The organism is Synechococcus sp. CS-1333, from assembly GCF_025128015.1.
GTDB lineage: Bacteria > Cyanobacteriota > Cyanobacteriia > PCC-6307 > Cyanobiaceae > MW101C3.
In genome coordinates, this window is the sequence record NZ_JAHLYO010000017.1 from 16,932 (window position 1) to 33,325 (window position 16,394).

Consider the following 16,394-nt stretch of genomic DNA (forward strand, 5'->3'; position numbering starts at 1 on the left):
CCTGTGCTCCGCCCCGTTTCATTTGCCGATGCAGAAGCGCGCGAACACCCGATCGAGCACGGCTTCGCTCACCTCCTCGCCGGTGATCTCACCGAGGCTGCGCACGGCGGCGCGCAGATCGATCGTCCAGAAATCCCACGGCAGCTGGGCCGTGGCGGCCTCCAGGCTGCGGCCGAGGGCGGCGGCAGCGGCGGCGGCCAGCTCGCGCTGACGGCCATTAAGCGCGACCTGCAGGCCCTGCAGCTCGGTGGCCCCGCAGCGCTGCAGCAGCGTCTCCACGAGCACATCGCAGCCCTCGCCGGTGCGGGCGCTGATGGCCACCTCGAGCGGAAACCCGGGGCCGGCCGGGGCCACCGCACCGGTGGCAAGGCCGGCGCCATCGGCCTTGTTGCCCACCAGCAGCAGCACCGCACCTTCCGGCACCAGGTCGCGCAGCTCCTGGTCGTCGTCGCTCCAGCCGGTGGTGAGATCGAACAGCAGCAGCACCGCATCGGCGGCGGCCAGGGCGGCACGGCTGCGCGCGATGCCGAGGCGTTCCACCGCATCGCTGGTAGGGCGAATGCCAGCTGTGTCGAGCAGGGTGAGCGGCACACCCTCCAGCACCAGCTCGCTTTCGAGCAGGTCGCGGGTGGTGCCGGGGGTGTCGGTCACGATGGCGCGCTCCCGGCGGCTGAGCCGGTTGAGCAGGCTCGACTTGCCCACGTTGGGGCGTCCCACGATCGCCACCCGCAGCCCATCACGCAACAACTCCCCCTGGCGCGCCTCGGCCACCAGAGCCTCGAGCGCCTGGCGCACCGCCGTGAGCGCCGCCACCACGGCGGCGGCATCGAGCGGCGGCAGGTTCTCCTCGAAATCCACCCGTGCCTCCATCTCGGCCAGCTGGTCGAGCAGCTGCTCCCGCAAGGCAGTGATGCGGCGCTGCAGGCCGCCATCGAGGCCCGCCATCGCCAGCTGGGCGGCCCGTTGGCTACGGGCGGCGATCAGGTCGCCGATCGCCTCGGCGCGGGTGAGATCGAGGCGACCGTTCAGAAAGGCCCGCTGGCTGAATTCACCGGCGGCGGCACGGCGGCAGCCGTGGGCCAGCACCAGCGCCAGCACGCGCTGCACGGCGATCAGGCCGCCGTGGCAGTGCAGTTCCACCACGTCCTCGCGGGTGAAGCTGCGTGGTGCCTTCATCAGCAGCAGCAGAGCCTCATCCACCCGTTCGCCGCTGGCCGGGTCCACCACATGGCCATAGAGCACGCGGTGGCTGTCCCAGACCTGCTGCCCCGGGGCGCGGAACAGGGTGCGGCCGATCGACTCCGCCGCCGGGCCGGACATCCTGACGATCGCCACACTCCCCAGACCCGGTGCCACGGCCGTGGCGATCGCAGCGATGGTGTCGTCCCAATCCAACCGGCCCCGGCGGCGACGGACGCTCCAGTCTCGGCTGCGGCGGAGCCCGGCGTTCAGCCGCGGCTGAAGCCGGGGCAGAGCATCAGGTCGATGTGGCCGCCACTGGGCTGGCGCCACTCACGGAATTCGGCGGCCAGCGCCCTGTGCTCGCGGCCCTGGCGGTCAGCTTCGAGCGTCTGGAGCCGTTGATGCACGAGGTCGAGGGTGTCGTCGATCAGCTGGGCGGCCTGTTCGGAGGTCATGGCGAGGCATCGAGACGGAAACCGGTGACTGAATTCAGACAGAGCCCCGCTGGGGCAGCTGTAGCGCCAAACACCCGTAGACACCTGAGGTCAGGGGACGCCAGCAGAGGCCACACAGCCGTCCAGCCACTGCTGGAGGGGGTCCCAGTCGTCCGCCGTGTCGATCGCCTGCCAGAGGCGCTCGATCTCGCCCCGCACCGGCGTGACCGGCAGATTCCAGCACCGCAGGGTGGCGGCGATGCCCTGCTGCTGCTCTGGAGGCAGCGCCGACGACCAGCCCCACCAGGCCTCCCGCCAGGCGGCCCAGCGATCGGGCGGTGGCGCAGGGGCCCCAGGCACGAACGGCGCCAGGGCTTCGGCTTCTTCCGGCAGGCCGCCACTGGCGATGCGGGCGGCGAGGGCGGCGAAGAAGCTGCCGTAGGCCACCGGCCAGGCGGCCAGCAGCTGCAGGGCCAGCGGCACCGGGTCAACCAGATCGCCGCCGCGATCGACCACCGCCGCCACGGCGCCGGCATCAAAACCAAGGCGGCGCATCAGGCAGTGGCGGTAGTGGTGGTCGTAGGTGGGCACGAACCGCTCCAGCCGCGCGTCCAGCTCGGCGCGCGGCAGCAGCATCACCAGGGGCTCCTGCAGCAGGCGCAGGTTGTGGTGGCAGATCAGCGGCTGCTGGCCGTAGGCGTACAGGCCGCTGTGGTCGAAGTAGGCGGCGGTGAAGCCCGGATCCCAGGTTTCGAGGAAAGCGAAGGGGCCGTAATCGAAGCTTTCGCCCACCAGCGACATGTTGTCGGTGTTGAGCACGCCATGGATGAAGCCGGCCGCCATCCATTCGGCCGCCAGGCGCGCCACCCGCTCCACCAGTTCGCCGTAGAACGCCAGCAGGGCCGCCAGGGCGCTGCCATCGGCAGCGGGGGGATGGGCGGCGGCGATGTGGGGGTAGTACACGGCCACCACATGGCGCAACAACCTTTCGAGCTGGCCGGGCTGGCGCAGGTGCAGCAGCCGCTCGCAGGTGCCGAAGCGCAGGTGGGTGCGGGCCACGCGCACCATCACCGCACTGCGGGTGGGGGAGGGCTCATCGCCGCGCCACAGCCCCTCGCCCGTTTCCACCAGGCTGAGTGTGCGGCTGGTGGTGACACCGAGGCGGTGCAGGGCTTCGGAGGCGATCACCTCGCGCACGCCGCCCTTGAGCGTGAGGCGGCCATCCCCGCCACGGCTCCAGGGCGTGGTGCCGGACCCCTTGGTGCCGAGGTCCTGCAGGGCACCGTGGCGATCGCGCAGCTGGCCGTAGAGGAAGCCGCGCCCATCGCCGAGAAACGGGTTGTAGGTGCCGAACTGATAGCCGTGGTAGCGCAGGGCCAGCAGCGGCGTGCGCCCTTCGAAGCGCCCGTAGGCCGCCTCCAGATCAGCGTCGCTCACCGTGGCCGGATCCACCCCGAGCTGCTGCAGCAGCGGATCGTTGCGAAAGCGCAGGCGGCTCTGGGGGAAGGCGGCCGCCTCCACCACATCCCAGTAGGCCTCACCCAGCGCCTCGATCGAGGGCTCGAAGGGCAAGGCGAGCAGGGGATTGGGGCTGGCGGACATGGGCAGCAGGCGAAACTGCGCGTGGCGCAACGAGTGGTCTGCCGCCGGGTCGCCCGGTACAGCTGCTGCAGAATCGCGCAGCCGGAGAGGGCTTCACCGTGTGTGGCGCACCATCCCCGAAGCCGCGGCTGCGCCGATCCCCATGAAGCCCCACCTTGAAATCCGGCCCATCCGCAGCGAAGAACTGCACCTGATCGCCCACTACATCACGGGGCTGCAGCAATCGCTCATGCCCCTCGATCCAACGCACAGGTGTGGTCAGCCGTTGCCGGTGCGGCAGAGATCCAGCACATCCGCCATCGAGCGGATCTGATCCATGGTGGTGCCCATCTGGGCGGCGCTCACGAATTCCACCTTCAGATCGATCGTGGCCGGTTTGCCCACGCTGGTGCGCACCCGCGCATCGCTCACGTTGATGCGGTGATCAGCCAGGCGGGTGAGGATGTCCTTCAGCACCCCGACCCGATCGAGCACCTCGATGCGCAGCCGCACCGGATAGCGCCGCTGCTGCGCTTCACCGATCGGGTTCCAGCGCACCGGCAACCGCCGCTCCACCGGCACCTGGGCCACATTGCCGCAGTCCTGCCGGTGAATCGTGATGCCGTGGTTGCCCAGCGCCACCGCGCCCACGATCGGCTCCCCAGGCAGTGGGCCGCAGCAGCCACCAAGCCGGTATTCCAGCCCTTCCACCCCCAGAATCGGGCTGCCCGAGGCCGGTGACGCCACGGGCGCTTCCGGCCGGCCAGCCGAAACGGCGGCGGCCACCTGCTCATTGGTGAGCGCCGGTGCCGCCGCTTCGGTGGCGAGGCGAATCTCCTCGCGCAGGCGGTTCACTACCTGATGCAGGGTGACGCCGCCGAAGCCGAGCGCCGCCAGCAGGTCTTCAGTGCCCACCAGGTTGCAGCGGCGGGCCACCTTGGCCATCGCCTCGCCGCTCAGCAGCGCCTCGAAACCGTCGCGGCCCAGCTCCCGCTCCAGCAGATCGCGGCCACGCAGGATGTTCTCATCGCGGTGGCTGCGCTTGTACCACTGGCGGATGCGATTGCGGGCCGTGGGTGTGGCCACGAAGTTGAGCCAGTCGAGGCTCGGGTGGGCAGATTTCGCCGTGATGATCTGCACGAAGTCGCCATTCCTCAGCTGGGTGGCGAGGGGGCAGAGGCGGTCGTTGATGCGTACGCCCTGGCAGTGATTGCCCACTTCCGAGTGAATACGGAAAGCAAAATCAACCGCCGTGGCGCCCTTGCGCAGCCCCACCACATCGCCATGCGGTGTGAACACGAACACCTCCTCATCGAAGAGGTCCTCCTTGATCGAGGCGAGGTAATCGCTGCTGTCGTCACCGCCGCCGTCCTGCTGCCAGTCAACGAGCTGCCGCAGCCAGTTGAAGCGTTCCGTGGTGCCGCCATCCGCAGGTGAGCCGCCCTCCTTGTATTTCCAGTGGGCGGCGATGCCGTACTCCGCCACCTGGTGCATCTCTGTGGTGCGGATCTGCACTTCAATGGGCCGGTGCCGGCCGATCACAGCCGTGTGCAACGACTGATAACCATTGGGCTTGGGCAGGCCGATGTAGTCCTTGAAGCGGCCGGGAATCGGGCGGAAGGTGTCATGCACCACGGCCAGGGCGCGATAACAGCTCTCCAGATTCGGCGTGAGGATGCGCAGCGCCGCCACGTCGAAGATCTCGTGGAAGGCCTTCTGCTGGAGCTGCATCTTGCTCCAGATGCCATAAAGATGCTTCGGCCGGCCACTCACATCGCAGTTGGTGAGCCCCACCGCCGCCAGCCGTTTGCGCAGCAGCGCCACGGTCACCGCCAGGCGATCCTCGCGGTCGCTGCGCTTGCTGGCCACCTGCTCCTTGATCTCCTGATAGGCGGCAGGTTCAAGGATCTTGAAGGCGAGATCTTCCAGTTCCCACTTGAACCGCCCGATGCCGAGACGATTGGCGAGCGGGGCATAGATCTCGCGGGTTTCCCGGGCGATGCGTTGCTGCTTCTCGGGCCGCAGGGCGCCGATCGTGCGCATGTTGTGCAGCCGGTCGGCCAGCTTCACCAGCACCACGCGGATGTCACTGGCCATCGCCAGGAACATGCGGCGCAGGTTCTCCGCCTGGGCTTCGGTGCGGTCAGTGAAATGAATGCCGCCCAGCTTGGTGACCCCTTCCACCAGCGCCCGCACCTCAGCGCCGAACTGGGCTTCCAGCTCCTCCGGGCTCACCTCCGTGTCCTCCACCACGTCGTGCAGGAAGCCGGCGGCAATCACACCGGGGCCGGCGCCGATGTCGCGCAGCAGATCGGCCACCGCGATCGGATGAATGATGTAGGGCTCGCCGGTGGCCCGCACCTGGCCGTCGTGCAGCTGGAAGGCGAAATCGAAGGCGTTGGCGAGCAGCGATTCGCCATGGCTGGGGGGCACGGCGGCAACGGGCTGGTCGTCGCTGGTCCGCACCCGCTCCAGGCAGGTGCGCAGCCAGTCGGGCAGGACGACGCCGTAAGCCTCGGCGTCGCGCAGGCGGCGCTGTGTGGTGCTGGCCGCAGGGGAAAGAGCGCCTCCAGCGGCCCCGGCCTCCTTCGAGCGGTCAGGAACAGCGGGGAGTCCGTTGACCTCGATCGGGGCGATTCGGGTTCCTGCCGCCGCTTCGAGCATCTACAGGTTTCCTCTGGCGTTAAGAGTAGGCAGGCGCCACGCGGAATGAGCAGATCGGGCGCGGATCCCCCATGCTGGGCCCGCTGCCCGGTCACGATCCGCTCACACCATGGCCAGCTCCCGGTCCAGCGCTCCAGTGCTCCAGATCCACCAGCTGACGGTGCGCTACCCGGGCGCCCCGGAGGGTCCTGCCACCCTCGATGGCCTGGATCTGCGCCTCGACCCTGGGGACCGTCTGGCGCTGGTGGGGCCTTCCGGATGCGGCAAGAGCACGGTGGCCCGCGCCGTGGTGCAACTGCTGCCGGCAGGAAGCCAATGCAGCGGCGAGCTGCTGCTGTGCGGCCAGGACCCGCGCCGTCTGCGCCGTGCCGCCCTGCAGCGCCTGCGGGGCGAAGCCGTCGGCCTGGTGTTCCAGGACCCGATGACCCGGCTCAACCCACTGCTGCGCATCGGCGATCACCTGGGCGACACGCTCACCGCCCACCGGCCGCTCTGGGGCCGTCGCCAGGTGCGGCGCCGGGCCCAGGAGCTGCTGGAGCGGGTGGGCATCAACCCGGAGCGCTACGGCAGCTATCCCCATGAATTCAGCGGTGGCATGCGCCAGCGGCTGGCGATCGCCCTGGCGATGGCCCTGGAGCCGGCACTGGTGATCGCCGATGAACCCACCACCAGCCTCGATGTGGCGGTGGCGGGCCAGGTGATGGCCGAACTCACGGGCCTCTGCCGCGAAACCGGCAGCGCCCTGTTGCTGATCAGCCACGACCTGGCGATGGCCGGGCGCTGGTGCGACCGGATCGCCGTGCTCGAAGCCGGGCGGCTGGTGGAGGAGGCTCCCGCCCATACCCTGCTCACCCGGCCGCAGGCCCCCCTGTCCCAGCGGCTAGTGGCGGCGGCGCGGCGGCGCGAAGGCGGCCTCACGCCCCCACCGGCCAGCGGCCCACCCCTGCTGGCGGTGGAGGAACTGCGCTCCTGGCACCCGCTGCCCTCGCTCCCCTTCCGGCAGCGCTGGCTCAAGGCGGTGGATGGGGTGAGCCTGGAGCTGCGTGAAGGCGAAACGGTGGGGGTGGTGGGGGCCTCAGGCTGCGGCAAGAGCACCTTCTGCCGCGCCCTGATGGGGTTGGCGCCCGTGCGCGGTGGCGCCGTGCGGCTGCAGGGCCGCGACCTGCTGCAACTGCGGGGGCCGGAGCTGCGCCGCCAGCGGCGGCGCCTGCAGATGGTGTTCCAGGATCCATTGGCCTGCCTTAACCCCGTGATGACGGTGGGTGCGGCGGTGGCCGACCCGCTGCGCATCCATGGCCTGGCCAGCCGGCCGGAGGCACGCGCCAGGGCCCGCGCCGGGCTGGAAGCGGTGGGGCTGAGCCCGGCCGAGGCCTTCGAAAACCGGCTGCCGCGGCAGCTCTCCGGCGGCCAGCAGCAGCGGGTGGCGATCGCCCGGGCGCTGGTGCTGGAGCCGAGCGTGCTGCTCTGCGACGAGAGCGTGAGCATGCTGGATGCGGAAGTGCAGGCCGAGGTGCTCGCCCTGCTGCGCGCCCTGCAGCAGCGGCTGGGGCTGGGGCTGATCTTCATCACCCATGACCTGGCCCTGGCCGGCGGCTTCTGCCAGCGGGTGATCGTGCTCGACGGCGGCCGGATCGTGGAGGAAGGGCCTGGCGATCAGCTGCTGGCAGCACCCCAGGCGGCGATCACCCGGCAGCTGGTGGCGGCCAGTCCACGCCTGCCGGCCCTGACCTGACATGGCGCTGACAGCCCCGGAGCGCCGCCAGGCCGTCAGGCGTCTGCTGCGCCTGCTGCTGCTGGTGAACGCCATCGGCATCGGCGTGGCCGTGGCGATCCGGTTGTACAGCGGCGAAACCCAGCTGCTGAACAGCCTGCGGCTGCAGCTGGCGGCCGTGCTGCCCCGCTGGATCGTGCTGCCGCTGATGGGCGGCCTGGGCGGCGCGGTGGCCGGTGGCCTGATCAGCGCCTTCGAGCCGGAGGCGAAGGGATCGGGAATCGTGCAGGTGATGCTCTGGCTGGAGGGGGTGCCGATCCCGATGACCTGGCGGTTGGCGATCGTCAAGCTGCTGGCCAGCGGCATCGCCATCGGCAGCGGCCTGCCGGTGGGGCCGGAGGGCCCCTCGATCCAGATCGGCGCCGTGGTGGGCCGCGCCACCGCCGACGGCCTGCAGGCCCCACCGCGGGAACGCAGGCTGGCCGTGGCGATCGGCAGTGGCGCTGGCCTGGCGGCGATCTTTCACGCGCCGCTCGGCGGCCTGGCCTACACGCTCGAGGAGATGTTCAAAGGCAGCACGGTGCGCAGCAATGCCGTCGTCGCCTTCGCCATCTTCGCCACGATCACCTGGACCCGGCTGTTCGATGGCCATGAAAGCGGGCCGCTGTGGTTACGGCAGCTGCTGCCGGTGATCGAGGACCCCTCGCGCCTCACCGATTTCCGCCTGGTGGACATCCCCCTGCTGATGCTTCTGGGCGCGACCGCCGGCGCGCTGGCGATGCTCTACCAACGGGGCATCGTGCGCCTGCGCCGGGGGTTCTTCCGTCTGCATCTGTCGCTGTGGCTGCAGCTGGGTCTGGTAGGGCTGGGGATCGGCCTGGCCTCCTCCCTGCTCAATCCCAGCTTCGACAATCCCGATCGGCTCGGCTTCAGCGCCCTGCTCGGGTTGAGCACGCCGCTGAATGCCCTGGTGGCATTGATCGTGCAGGCGGCCGGCACTGCCCTGGCTGTGGCGGCCGACGCCCCCGGAGGCTTCCTGGCACCGGCGCTGGTGGTGGGAGCCTCGCTGGGCACATTGGTGCAGCAGGTGTGTCAGGTGCTGTTCGATTACGCCCCATCCACGCTGCTGTTCGCCGGCGGCGGCGCCTTCCTGGGGGCCCTCACCCGCACGCCGCTCACGGCGATCCTGCTCACCTTCGAGCTCAGCAAGGATTACGCCCTGCTGCTGCCGATCGGCTTCGCCGTGAGCACGGCGATCGCCGTGGCCGATCTGTTTGAGCACAACACCATGTACGAGCTGATGCGCGACGAATCGCTGCGGGAGCGGCGGCGCCGGAGTTCCGCAGACGCGGGCCCCGGCTAGGGCAACGGGTCTGCGGGGCTGTCGCCGGTGGCGGCTGCCGGCTGGGCCTGGTGCGCGGGCTGACGGCGGCGCAGCACCGCGAGCAGCGCCGTGAAGGCGGGCGGCAGCGGCGCCTCGAAGCTCAGCCGCTCGCCGCTGATCGGGTGGTCGAGGCCCAGGGCCACCGCATGCAGGGCCTGGCCCGGCAGCTCGATCGGCAGACGCCGGCAGCGGCTGTAGGTGGCATCCCCCACGATCGGGTGGCCGATGTGGGCGCCGTGCACACGGATCTGGTGGGTGCGGCCGGTGTCGAGCTTGAAGCGCAGCAGGGAGTAATCGCCCAGCCGCTCGATCAGGCGCCAGTGGGTGCGGGCCAGCCGGCCCTTATCGTCGGCCACCACGGCGTACTTCTTGCGGTCGATCGGGTGGCGGCCGATGGCGGCCTCGATCGTGCCGGACTCCGCCTGGGGCGCCCCGTGCACCACACCCAGGTAGTCGCGGGAGGCCACGCGCTGCTGGATCTGGCGTTGCAGGTTCACCAGGGCCTGCTGACTCTTCGCCACCACGATGCAGCCGGTGGTGTCCTTGTCGAGGCGGTGCACGATGCCCGGCCGCCGCTCGCCGCCGATGCCCGGCAGGTCGGGGCAGTGGTGCAGCAGGCCGTTCACCAGGGTGCCGTCCTTGTTGCCGGGGGCCGGGTGCACCGTGAGCCCGGCAGGCTTGTTGAGCACGATCAGGTGGCTGTCCTCGTAGAGGATGTCGAGCGGGATCGGCTGCGGGATCAGGTAGGGGAGCGGTTCCGGCGGCGGCATCCACAGCTCCACGCAATCTCCAGGCCGCAGCGGTGTCTTGGCGCGGCCCGGGCTGCCGTTCACCCGCACCAGGCCGGCATCGATGAATTTCTGAATGCGGGCACGGCTCTGCTCCGGCCGCTGGGCCACCAGCCAGCGATCGAGCCGCATCGGCAGGGGCCGGGGGTAGTGGAGCGTGATCAACTCCCCTTCACCTGCCCCGAACGCGCTCATGCCTCCACAGCGGCGGCGGGCTTCTGGGGCGGGCGCTCCAGGGCGATCGGGCCGAGCACGGCGCGGCGGAAATCATCGAGCAGGCGCTGGGCCATGCGCGCGGTGTCGCCGCTGGTGTGGCGGGCGGCAGCGGCCTCCAGCCAGGCCAGCCCATCCGGCAACGACTCCAAGGGCTCAGCTCCATCACGCTCGCGATCCCCGTCCGAGGCGTCGTCGTGCTCGCCATCGGCATGGCGCCGCCCCTGACGCCGCGGCAGTGCCACGCCGTAGCGCTTCTCCAGCAGCTGCGCCGGCAGCCCGGCCTCCGGCACCGAGGCCAGCGCATCGAGCAGGTGCAGGAAGGCCACCGCCACCCCCTCTCCGTCGTAGGCGGCCTGGCCGATGTCGTCGCAGAGGGCCAGCAGCAGGGCAGCGCGCTGGTCTTCCAGGCGGGGAGGAAGCACGCCGGGGGCATCGAGCAGATCCAGCGCCTGGCCCAGCCGGACCCAGCGCAGCGTGCGGGTGACCCCGGCCCGCCGGGCACTCTCCACCACCTTCTGGCGCACCAGCCGGTTGATCAGCGCCGACTTGCCCACGTTGGGGAACCCGAGCACCAGGGCCCGCACCGGCCTCGGGCGCATGCCGCGGCCGGCGCGGCGGGCATTGAGTTGCTCGCCCGCCCGGATCGCCGCCTCCTGCAGCTGCTTCACGCCCGTGCCGGTCTTGGCGTCACACCACCAGGGCACTTCGCCTTGCTCGCGCAGCCAGCGGTCCCACGACAGGCGGGCCGTTTCATTCACCATGTCGCGGCGGTTGATCACCAGCAGGCGGTGCTTGCCCTCCATCCAGCGCTTCAGACGCGGGTGGCTGGTAGCGCGGGGGATACGGGCATCACGCACCTCGATCACCAGATCCACCTTGGCGAGCTGGGCCTTCAGCTGGCGCTCCGCCTTGGCGATGTGGCCGGGATACCACTGAATGGCGGGCTGCATCAGGGCACCACCAGCACCGGACAGGGAGCCAACTGGATCACCCGGGCGGCGGTGCTGGGCTCATCGGCTGCGAGCGTGAGGCCGCGGGTGCTCATCACGATCACATCGGCGTTGATCTCATCGGCCACGTCGCCGATCACGAAGGCGGGATGGCCTTCCCGCTCGATCACTTCGCAGGCCACCCCCGCCTGCTCGAAGTGGCTGCGGGCCTGCTCCAGCAGGCTGGCAACGGCGGCCGCATCGTGCATGGCACCTTCCGGTTCCACCACAGAGAGCACCACCAGCCGCCCGTTGTGCTGCTGGGCCAGGCGCAGCGTGAAGGCAGCCGTCTCCATGGTCTGACGGCTCTGGTCGATGGGGAACAGGATGGTGGAGAACATCGGTCACATCCCCGACGGAACAGAAGGGGCAGGCAGGTTGCTGACCTTGTCCTAGCGCCCGCTGTGCCCGAGACAACCACCCCCTTCAACACGGGCAGGGCCACGGGTTAATGTCGCGCATCTTTCCTTACATCTTGAATCCATGACGAAGCGCTCCCTGGCCAGCCTCTCCGCCGATGAACTGAGCGGCAAGCGCGTTCTGGTGAGGGTCGACTTCAACGTGCCCCTCGACGGTGACGGTGCCATCACCGACGACACGCGCATCCGGGCCGCCCTGCCCACGATCAACGACCTCACCACCAAGGGAGCCCGGGTGATCCTGGCCGCCCACTTCGGCCGTCCCAAAGGCCAGGTGAACGAAACGATGCGCCTCACCCCGGTGGCGGCCCGCCTCGCCGAGCTGCTCGGCAAACCCGTGGTCAAGACCGACAGCTGCATCGGCCCTGATGCCGAAGCCAAGGTGGCCGCCATGGCCGACGGCGATGTGGTGCTGTTGGAGAACGTGCGTTTCTTCGCCGAGGAAGAGAAGAACGACGACGCCTTCGCCGCAAAGCTGGCCGCCCTGGCAGACGTCTATGTGAACGACGCCTTCGGCGCCGCCCACAGGGCCCACGCCTCCACCGAAGGCGTCACCAAGTACCTGAGCCCCAGCGTGGCCGGCCATCTGATGGAGAAGGAACTGCAGTACCTGCAGGGCGCCATCGATGAGCCTCAGCGGCCGCTGGCGGCGATCGTGGGCGGCTCCAAGGTGAGCAGCAAGATCGGCGTGCTCGAAGCCCTGATCGACAAGTGCGACAAGGTGCTGATCGGCGGCGGCATGATCTTCACCTTCTACAAGGCACGCGGTCTGGCGGTGGGCAAGAGCCTGGTGGAAGACGACAAACTTGAGCTCGCCAAGGAGCTGGAGGCCAAGGCGGCCGCCAAGGGCGTGCAGCTGCTGCTGCCCACCGATGTGGTGCTGGCCGATGCCTTCTCCCCCGACGCCAACAGCCAGACCACCGCGATCGACGCCATCCCCGACGGCTGGATGGGCCTCGACATCGGCCCCGATTCGATCAAGACCTTCCAGGAGGCCCTGGCCGACTGCAAGACCGTGATCTGGAATGGCCCCATGGGCGTGTTCGAGTTCGACAAGTTCGCTGCCGGCACCAACGGCATCGCCCACACCCTGGCCGATCTGAGCGGCAAGGGCTGCTGCACGATCATCGGCGGCGGTGATTCAGTGGCGGCTGTCGAGAAGGTGGGCGTGGCCGAGCGCATGAGCCACATCTCCACCGGTGGTGGCGCCAGCCTTGAACTGCTGGAAGGCAAGGTGCTGCCCGGCGTGGCTGCCCTCGACGAGGCCTGATCTCAGGTCACCGGGGCGACGCAGGAGAGGCTGGGGCGGCTACTGCCCCCACGCTGGCTCAGATCAGAGCGCCTGCCTGCTGCCCCGGCCGCGGCGGCCACCTTTGTCTTCCCCGTTCAGCTCCGGCATGGGAAGGCCGAGCTTTTGGTTGAAGGCTTTTGCCTGATCGCGGTTTTTGGTCATCAGGGCGCGACGGCTTGCCATCGCCTTGCGGCGGCACGATTGCAAGTCGTCCAAGTCGGTCGCGGCGCTGACGCAACGCTCGCTGCTCTGCAGGATGGAAATCTGCTCGGCATGGGTTTTCAGGGACAGGCTTCGCTGGAAGCTGAACAGTTCCTGCTTCTGGCTAGGGGTGAGCTTCTCGACCGACTCGAGCCAGGCCCTGCGACCAGCGCCGGATCCGTCGGCAGGAACGGCCTGGGCCTGGCCGGCGGCCAGATGGACGATCACCGCCAGGGTGGCGACGACGGGGGGTAGCAACAGTCGTTGCAAACGGGTGGAGGACATCAGGAAGATCATGTGCTCAGGCGCCCTCATGCTGTCGCCGATCTCTGTCTAAACGCACACTCAGCAGCCACCGAAGATGACCGGATGTGGCTGGCGGACGCGCTCAGGGCGTGAGCGCGTCCCGGTTGCCCACCACCCGCACCCGCTTGGTGGTGCTCACGATGCCATCGGGATGCACGAGCAGCACGGCCCAGGTCTGGCTGCCGGGCTGCTGGGGCGCCTGCACCACTTTGAATACCCCACCGCCACCGAGCGCCGTGAGTTCAAGGTCGGGGCTCTGGAAGGAGCGGATCTGCTCCTCGCTCACGGCGACAATGCCACCGGCGGCCACCGCCCCGTCAAGCGGGTCATCGAACACCACGTCCACGTCATACCGCTGGCCGGTGAGCACCGCATCAGGGATCAGCACACTGACTGGCAGGTCAGTGCTGCCGCTGCGCAGGGTGGCGTTCTCGGAAATCAGCTCCTGACCATCGAGCCGTCCATCCCGGATGCTGAGGGCCAGCAGCTGCTCCGCCTGCAGGCGATAGAGGAAGGCGCCCACCTGGCTGGTGCCACTCACACTGATGCGCACAGTGCTGCGGCCGTCCTTGAGGCTGTCCCCCGGGGTGATCTGCCAGCGGGCATCAGGGAAGCGCGTGCGGAGGCTGCGGTAACGGGCTTCCAGGTCAGCCGGATCGATGCCGTCGCCAGCCTTGAGCAAGGCAGCCACGCTGCCGGCGGAGCCGCTGTTGAGGGCGGTCTCCAAGCTGCGCAGCAGATCGGTGCCGGGAGCGGCCGCCATCGCCGTCGGCGCCCAGCAGGCGGCTGCCAACATCAGGGCCGAGAGCAAGGCGTGTGGCCTGTGCGGGCGCGGGAGCGAACGGCGAGTGAACGACAGGCGGTGCAATGACAGGGAGGGCAGCGACAGGCGGTGCAACGGCATGGGCATATGGCGGTCGTCGGGGTGCTTTTAAGTTAGGCGCGCCCGGAGAGGGCACTCCCGCCCGTCCTTGAAGGCTGATGACCCACCTGTTGATCGCCGCCAGCGGCACCGGTGGACACCTCTTCCCTGCTCTGGCGGTGGCGGAGGCCCTGCCGGCCTCCTGGACCGTGAGTTGGCTCGGGGTGCCCGATCGGCTGGAGACGGATCTGGTGCCAAGCCGCTATCCGCTGCACACCGTGCACGCCGGTGGGCTGCAGGGGCAGGGCCTCTGCAAGCTTTGGCAGCTCCTGCGCTTGATCGCCGCCAGCCGTGAGGTGCGGCGGGTGATCCGCCGCGAGCGCACCCAGGTGGTGTTCAGTACTGGCGGCTACATCGCCGCCCCCGCCATCCTGGCTGCCCGTTGGTGCGGCATTCCGGTGGTGTTGCACGAATCCAATGCGATCCCCGGGCGGGTCACCCGTCTGCTCAGCCGCTGGTGCACCCGGGTGGCGATCGGCCTGCCGGCGGCGGCGGAACGCCTGCCTGGCAGCACGCCGCTGCTCACCGGCACCCCCGTGCGCCGCGCCTTTCTCGAGCCCACGCCCGTACCACCCTGGGTGCCGGCAGGGGAGGGTCCGCTGCTGCTTGTGATGGGAGGCAGCCAGGGCGCGCTGGGGCTGAATCGCATGGTGCGGCCGCTGCTGCCGTCCTTGCTCAACGCCGGTTGTCGGGTGGTGCATCTCACCGGTAGCAACGACCCGGAGGTGGGAGTGTTGCAGCACCCAGCACTGGTGGAGCGCACGTTCAGCGATGAGCTGCCGGGGCTGCTGCAGCACACCGACCTGGCCATCAGCCGCGCTGGAGCTGGCAGCCTCAGCGAACTGGCGGTCTGCGGCACACCCGCCCTGCTGGTGCCCTACCCGCAGGCCGCCGACCAGCACCAGGAGGCCAATGCGGCAGCTGCCGCCGCCGCCGGCGCGGCCGTGATCGTGCACCAGCACGCTGCTGGGCATCCGGCCCTGGGCCGAACGCTCTGGCGACTGATCGGACCAAGGCTGCGGGGCAGTGCTCCGGCCGCCGATCCCCTCCTGGAACTGCGCAGCGGCATGGAGCGTCTGGCGGTGCGCGATGCCGACCGGCAACTCGCCCACCTGCTCGAGGCGCTCATTCCCGCCACTCACAACGCAGCGCCCTGAGGATGCGGCGGTTACCGCGGCGGTCCTGCAGGCCGATGCGTAGCCAGCACTCCCCCAGACCCGCGAACGAACGGCAGTCACGCAGCAGGATGCGGTGACGTCTCTCCAGACGCTCGCGCAGCTCCAGCAGCGGCCGGTCGCTCCTCATCAGCAGGAAGTTGGCCGCCGCGGCCTGCGGGCTCAGGCCCGGCAGACCGTCCAGCTGACGGTGGAACCAGGGGCCTTCCCGCGCCACCCAGCGCTGCACGCGTTGCTGCCAGCGCCAATCGGCGATCACAAGCGGGCCGACGGCAGCGGCCAGGCCGTTCACCGGCCAGGGATCCCGCCACTCCTGCCAGCGCTGTAAACGTGCTGGAGCTGCTACCGCGTAGCCGAGCCGAAGCCCGGCGATCGCCATCAGCTTGGTGAGGCTGCGAATCACAACCAGCTGGGGATGGTCTGCCACCAGCGGCACCAACGAGTGCCGCTCGCCATCGGGCACCAAGGGAAGAAAGGCCTCATCCACGATCACCAGCGCGAAGCGGTCAAGCAGCAGCTCGAGCGAACGGCGGTCCCACAGCTGGCCCGAGGGGTTGTGGGGATTGGTGATCCACAGCGCCGCGCCGGGGCCAGCAGGGGCGGGGAACGGAGCCGGACAGGCCCAGGCCGGCTGTGCGCCATGGCGACCTGCCGGTAGCTGCGTTGAAGGGAATGGCGGCGGTAGCGGCAGAGGTTCGATGGCCCCGTCCCAGCAGGCCAGGGCGCGTCGGTAATCGGCGAAGCCGGGCTCGGGCAGCAGGCTGGGGCCCGCCTCCGCCGCCTCCCGGGCCGCCCAGGTGAACAGTTCAGCAGCCCCATTGCCAGGCAGCACCGCCGCCGGGTCGATGCCGTGGTGGGCAGCGATCGCCGACCGCAGCCGGGAATAGCTGCGGTCGGGATAGTCGCGCAGGGCCGTGCCGGCGGCACCTCCCTGCAGGCAGACCCGCAACGCCCGCCGCAGGGAGGCGGGGGGGCCGAACGGCACCAGTGAGGCGCTGGCATCGAGCACCTGATGCGGCTGGCAACCGAGGCGGCTGGCCGCCGCCTCGAGATTGCCGCCGTGCCGGAGCTCCAGCTCGTGGCTGCCCGGCGTACTGGTCATCGTCCCCTGCTCCCAGACTCAGAATCCTT

The 16,394-nt window shown here is 69.8% G+C and carries 14 protein-coding genes; 4 read left to right on the forward strand and 10 right to left on the reverse strand.

All coding sequences use genetic code 11. The annotated features are described in order from the left end of the window. Nucleotides 1–18: 18 nt before the first annotated feature. From mnmE to KQ303_RS07900, 4 genes are all read right to left on the reverse strand, one after another. Entirely contained in the window at nt 19–1,395 is a 1,377-nt protein-coding gene (gene mnmE, locus KQ303_RS07885) for a tRNA uridine-5-carboxymethylaminomethyl(34) synthesis GTPase MnmE (protein ID WP_259729871.1), read from the reverse strand. Nucleotides 1,396–1,448: 53 nt separating this feature from the next. Next, nucleotides 1,449–1,637 (reverse strand): hypothetical protein, encoded by a 189-nt coding sequence (locus tag KQ303_RS07890; RefSeq protein WP_094511969.1) that lies wholly within the window; start codon nt 1,635–1,637, stop codon nt 1,449–1,451. 90 nt (nt 1,638–1,727) lie between these two features. After that, entirely contained in the window at nt 1,728–3,218 is a 1,491-nt protein-coding gene (locus KQ303_RS07895) for a YdiU family protein (RefSeq protein ID WP_259729872.1), read from the reverse strand. 258 nt (nt 3,219–3,476) lie between these two features. After that, entirely contained in the window at nt 3,477–5,861 is a 2,385-nt protein-coding gene (locus tag KQ303_RS07900; RefSeq protein WP_259729873.1) for a bifunctional (p)ppGpp synthetase/guanosine-3',5'-bis(diphosphate) 3'-pyrophosphohydrolase, read from the reverse strand. 109 nt (nt 5,862–5,970) lie between these two features. On the opposite strand from KQ303_RS07900, the gene KQ303_RS07905 reads away from it, so the two are divergent. Beyond that, nucleotides 5,971–7,593: an ABC transporter ATP-binding protein gene (locus tag KQ303_RS07905; RefSeq protein ID WP_259729874.1), complete on the forward strand. Its 1,623-nt coding sequence runs from the start codon at nt 5,971–5,973 to the stop codon at nt 7,591–7,593. Between the two features lies 1 nt (nt 7,594). Next, nucleotides 7,595–8,935 carry a ClC family H(+)/Cl(-) exchange transporter gene (locus tag KQ303_RS07910; protein WP_259729875.1) on the forward strand — a complete coding sequence of 447 codons (1,341 nt, stop codon included), beginning with the start codon at nt 7,595–7,597 and terminating at the stop codon, nt 8,933–8,935. Here KQ303_RS07910 and KQ303_RS07915 read toward each other — a convergent pair. From KQ303_RS07915 to KQ303_RS07925, 3 genes are read right to left on the reverse strand one after another with little or no spacing between them, the layout of a single operon-like run. After that, nucleotides 8,932–9,939 carry an RluA family pseudouridine synthase gene (locus KQ303_RS07915; protein WP_255100166.1) on the reverse strand — a complete coding sequence of 336 codons (1,008 nt, stop codon included), beginning with the start codon at nt 9,937–9,939 and terminating at the stop codon, nt 8,932–8,934. The genes KQ303_RS07910 and KQ303_RS07915 overlap by 4 nt on opposite strands. After that, nucleotides 9,936–10,910: a ribosome biogenesis GTPase YlqF gene (gene ylqF, locus KQ303_RS07920; protein ID WP_399233225.1), complete on the reverse strand. Its 975-nt coding sequence runs from the start codon at nt 10,908–10,910 to the stop codon at nt 9,936–9,938. The genes KQ303_RS07915 and ylqF overlap by 4 nt, the downstream gene beginning before the upstream one ends. Continuing rightward, nucleotides 10,910–11,290, reverse strand: coding sequence for a universal stress protein (locus KQ303_RS07925; protein ID WP_094512006.1), 381 nt, complete (start codon nt 11,288–11,290; stop codon nt 10,910–10,912). Before KQ303_RS07925 ends, ylqF begins: the two co-directional genes overlap by 1 nt. A 142-nt stretch (nt 11,291–11,432) precedes the next feature. Here KQ303_RS07925 and KQ303_RS07930 point away from each other — a divergent pair, with 142 nt between their 5' ends. After that, nucleotides 11,433–12,638: a phosphoglycerate kinase gene (locus tag KQ303_RS07930; RefSeq protein ID WP_255141363.1), complete on the forward strand. Its 1,206-nt coding sequence runs from the start codon at nt 11,433–11,435 to the stop codon at nt 12,636–12,638. Nucleotides 12,639–12,701: 63 nt separating this feature from the next. On the opposite strand, the gene KQ303_RS07935 is transcribed toward KQ303_RS07930, so the two are convergent. Further along, on the reverse strand, nt 12,702–13,145 hold the full coding sequence (locus KQ303_RS07935) for a hypothetical protein (RefSeq protein WP_259729876.1): 444 nt from the start codon (nt 13,143–13,145) through the stop codon (nt 12,702–12,704). A 103-nt stretch (nt 13,146–13,248) separates the two neighbouring features. Beyond that, nucleotides 13,249–13,977 carry a hypothetical protein gene (locus KQ303_RS07940; protein ID WP_259729877.1) on the reverse strand — a complete coding sequence of 243 codons (729 nt, stop codon included), beginning with the start codon at nt 13,975–13,977 and terminating at the stop codon, nt 13,249–13,251. A gap of 170 nt (nt 13,978–14,147) precedes the next feature. On the opposite strand from KQ303_RS07940, the gene KQ303_RS07945 reads away from it, so the two are divergent. Further along, nucleotides 14,148–15,245, forward strand: a complete 1,098-nt coding sequence (locus tag KQ303_RS07945; RefSeq protein WP_259729878.1) for a UDP-N-acetylglucosamine--N-acetylmuramyl-(pentapeptide) pyrophosphoryl-undecaprenol N-acetylglucosamine transferase — start codon at nt 14,148–14,150, stop codon at nt 15,243–15,245. Here KQ303_RS07945 and KQ303_RS07950 read toward each other — a convergent pair. Beyond that, nucleotides 15,214–16,365 carry a histidinol-phosphate transaminase gene (locus KQ303_RS07950; RefSeq protein WP_259729879.1) on the reverse strand — a complete coding sequence of 384 codons (1,152 nt, stop codon included), beginning with the start codon at nt 16,363–16,365 and terminating at the stop codon, nt 15,214–15,216. The two genes, KQ303_RS07945 and KQ303_RS07950, sit on opposite strands and share 32 nt — an antisense overlap. Nucleotides 16,366–16,394: the final 29 nt, after the last annotated feature.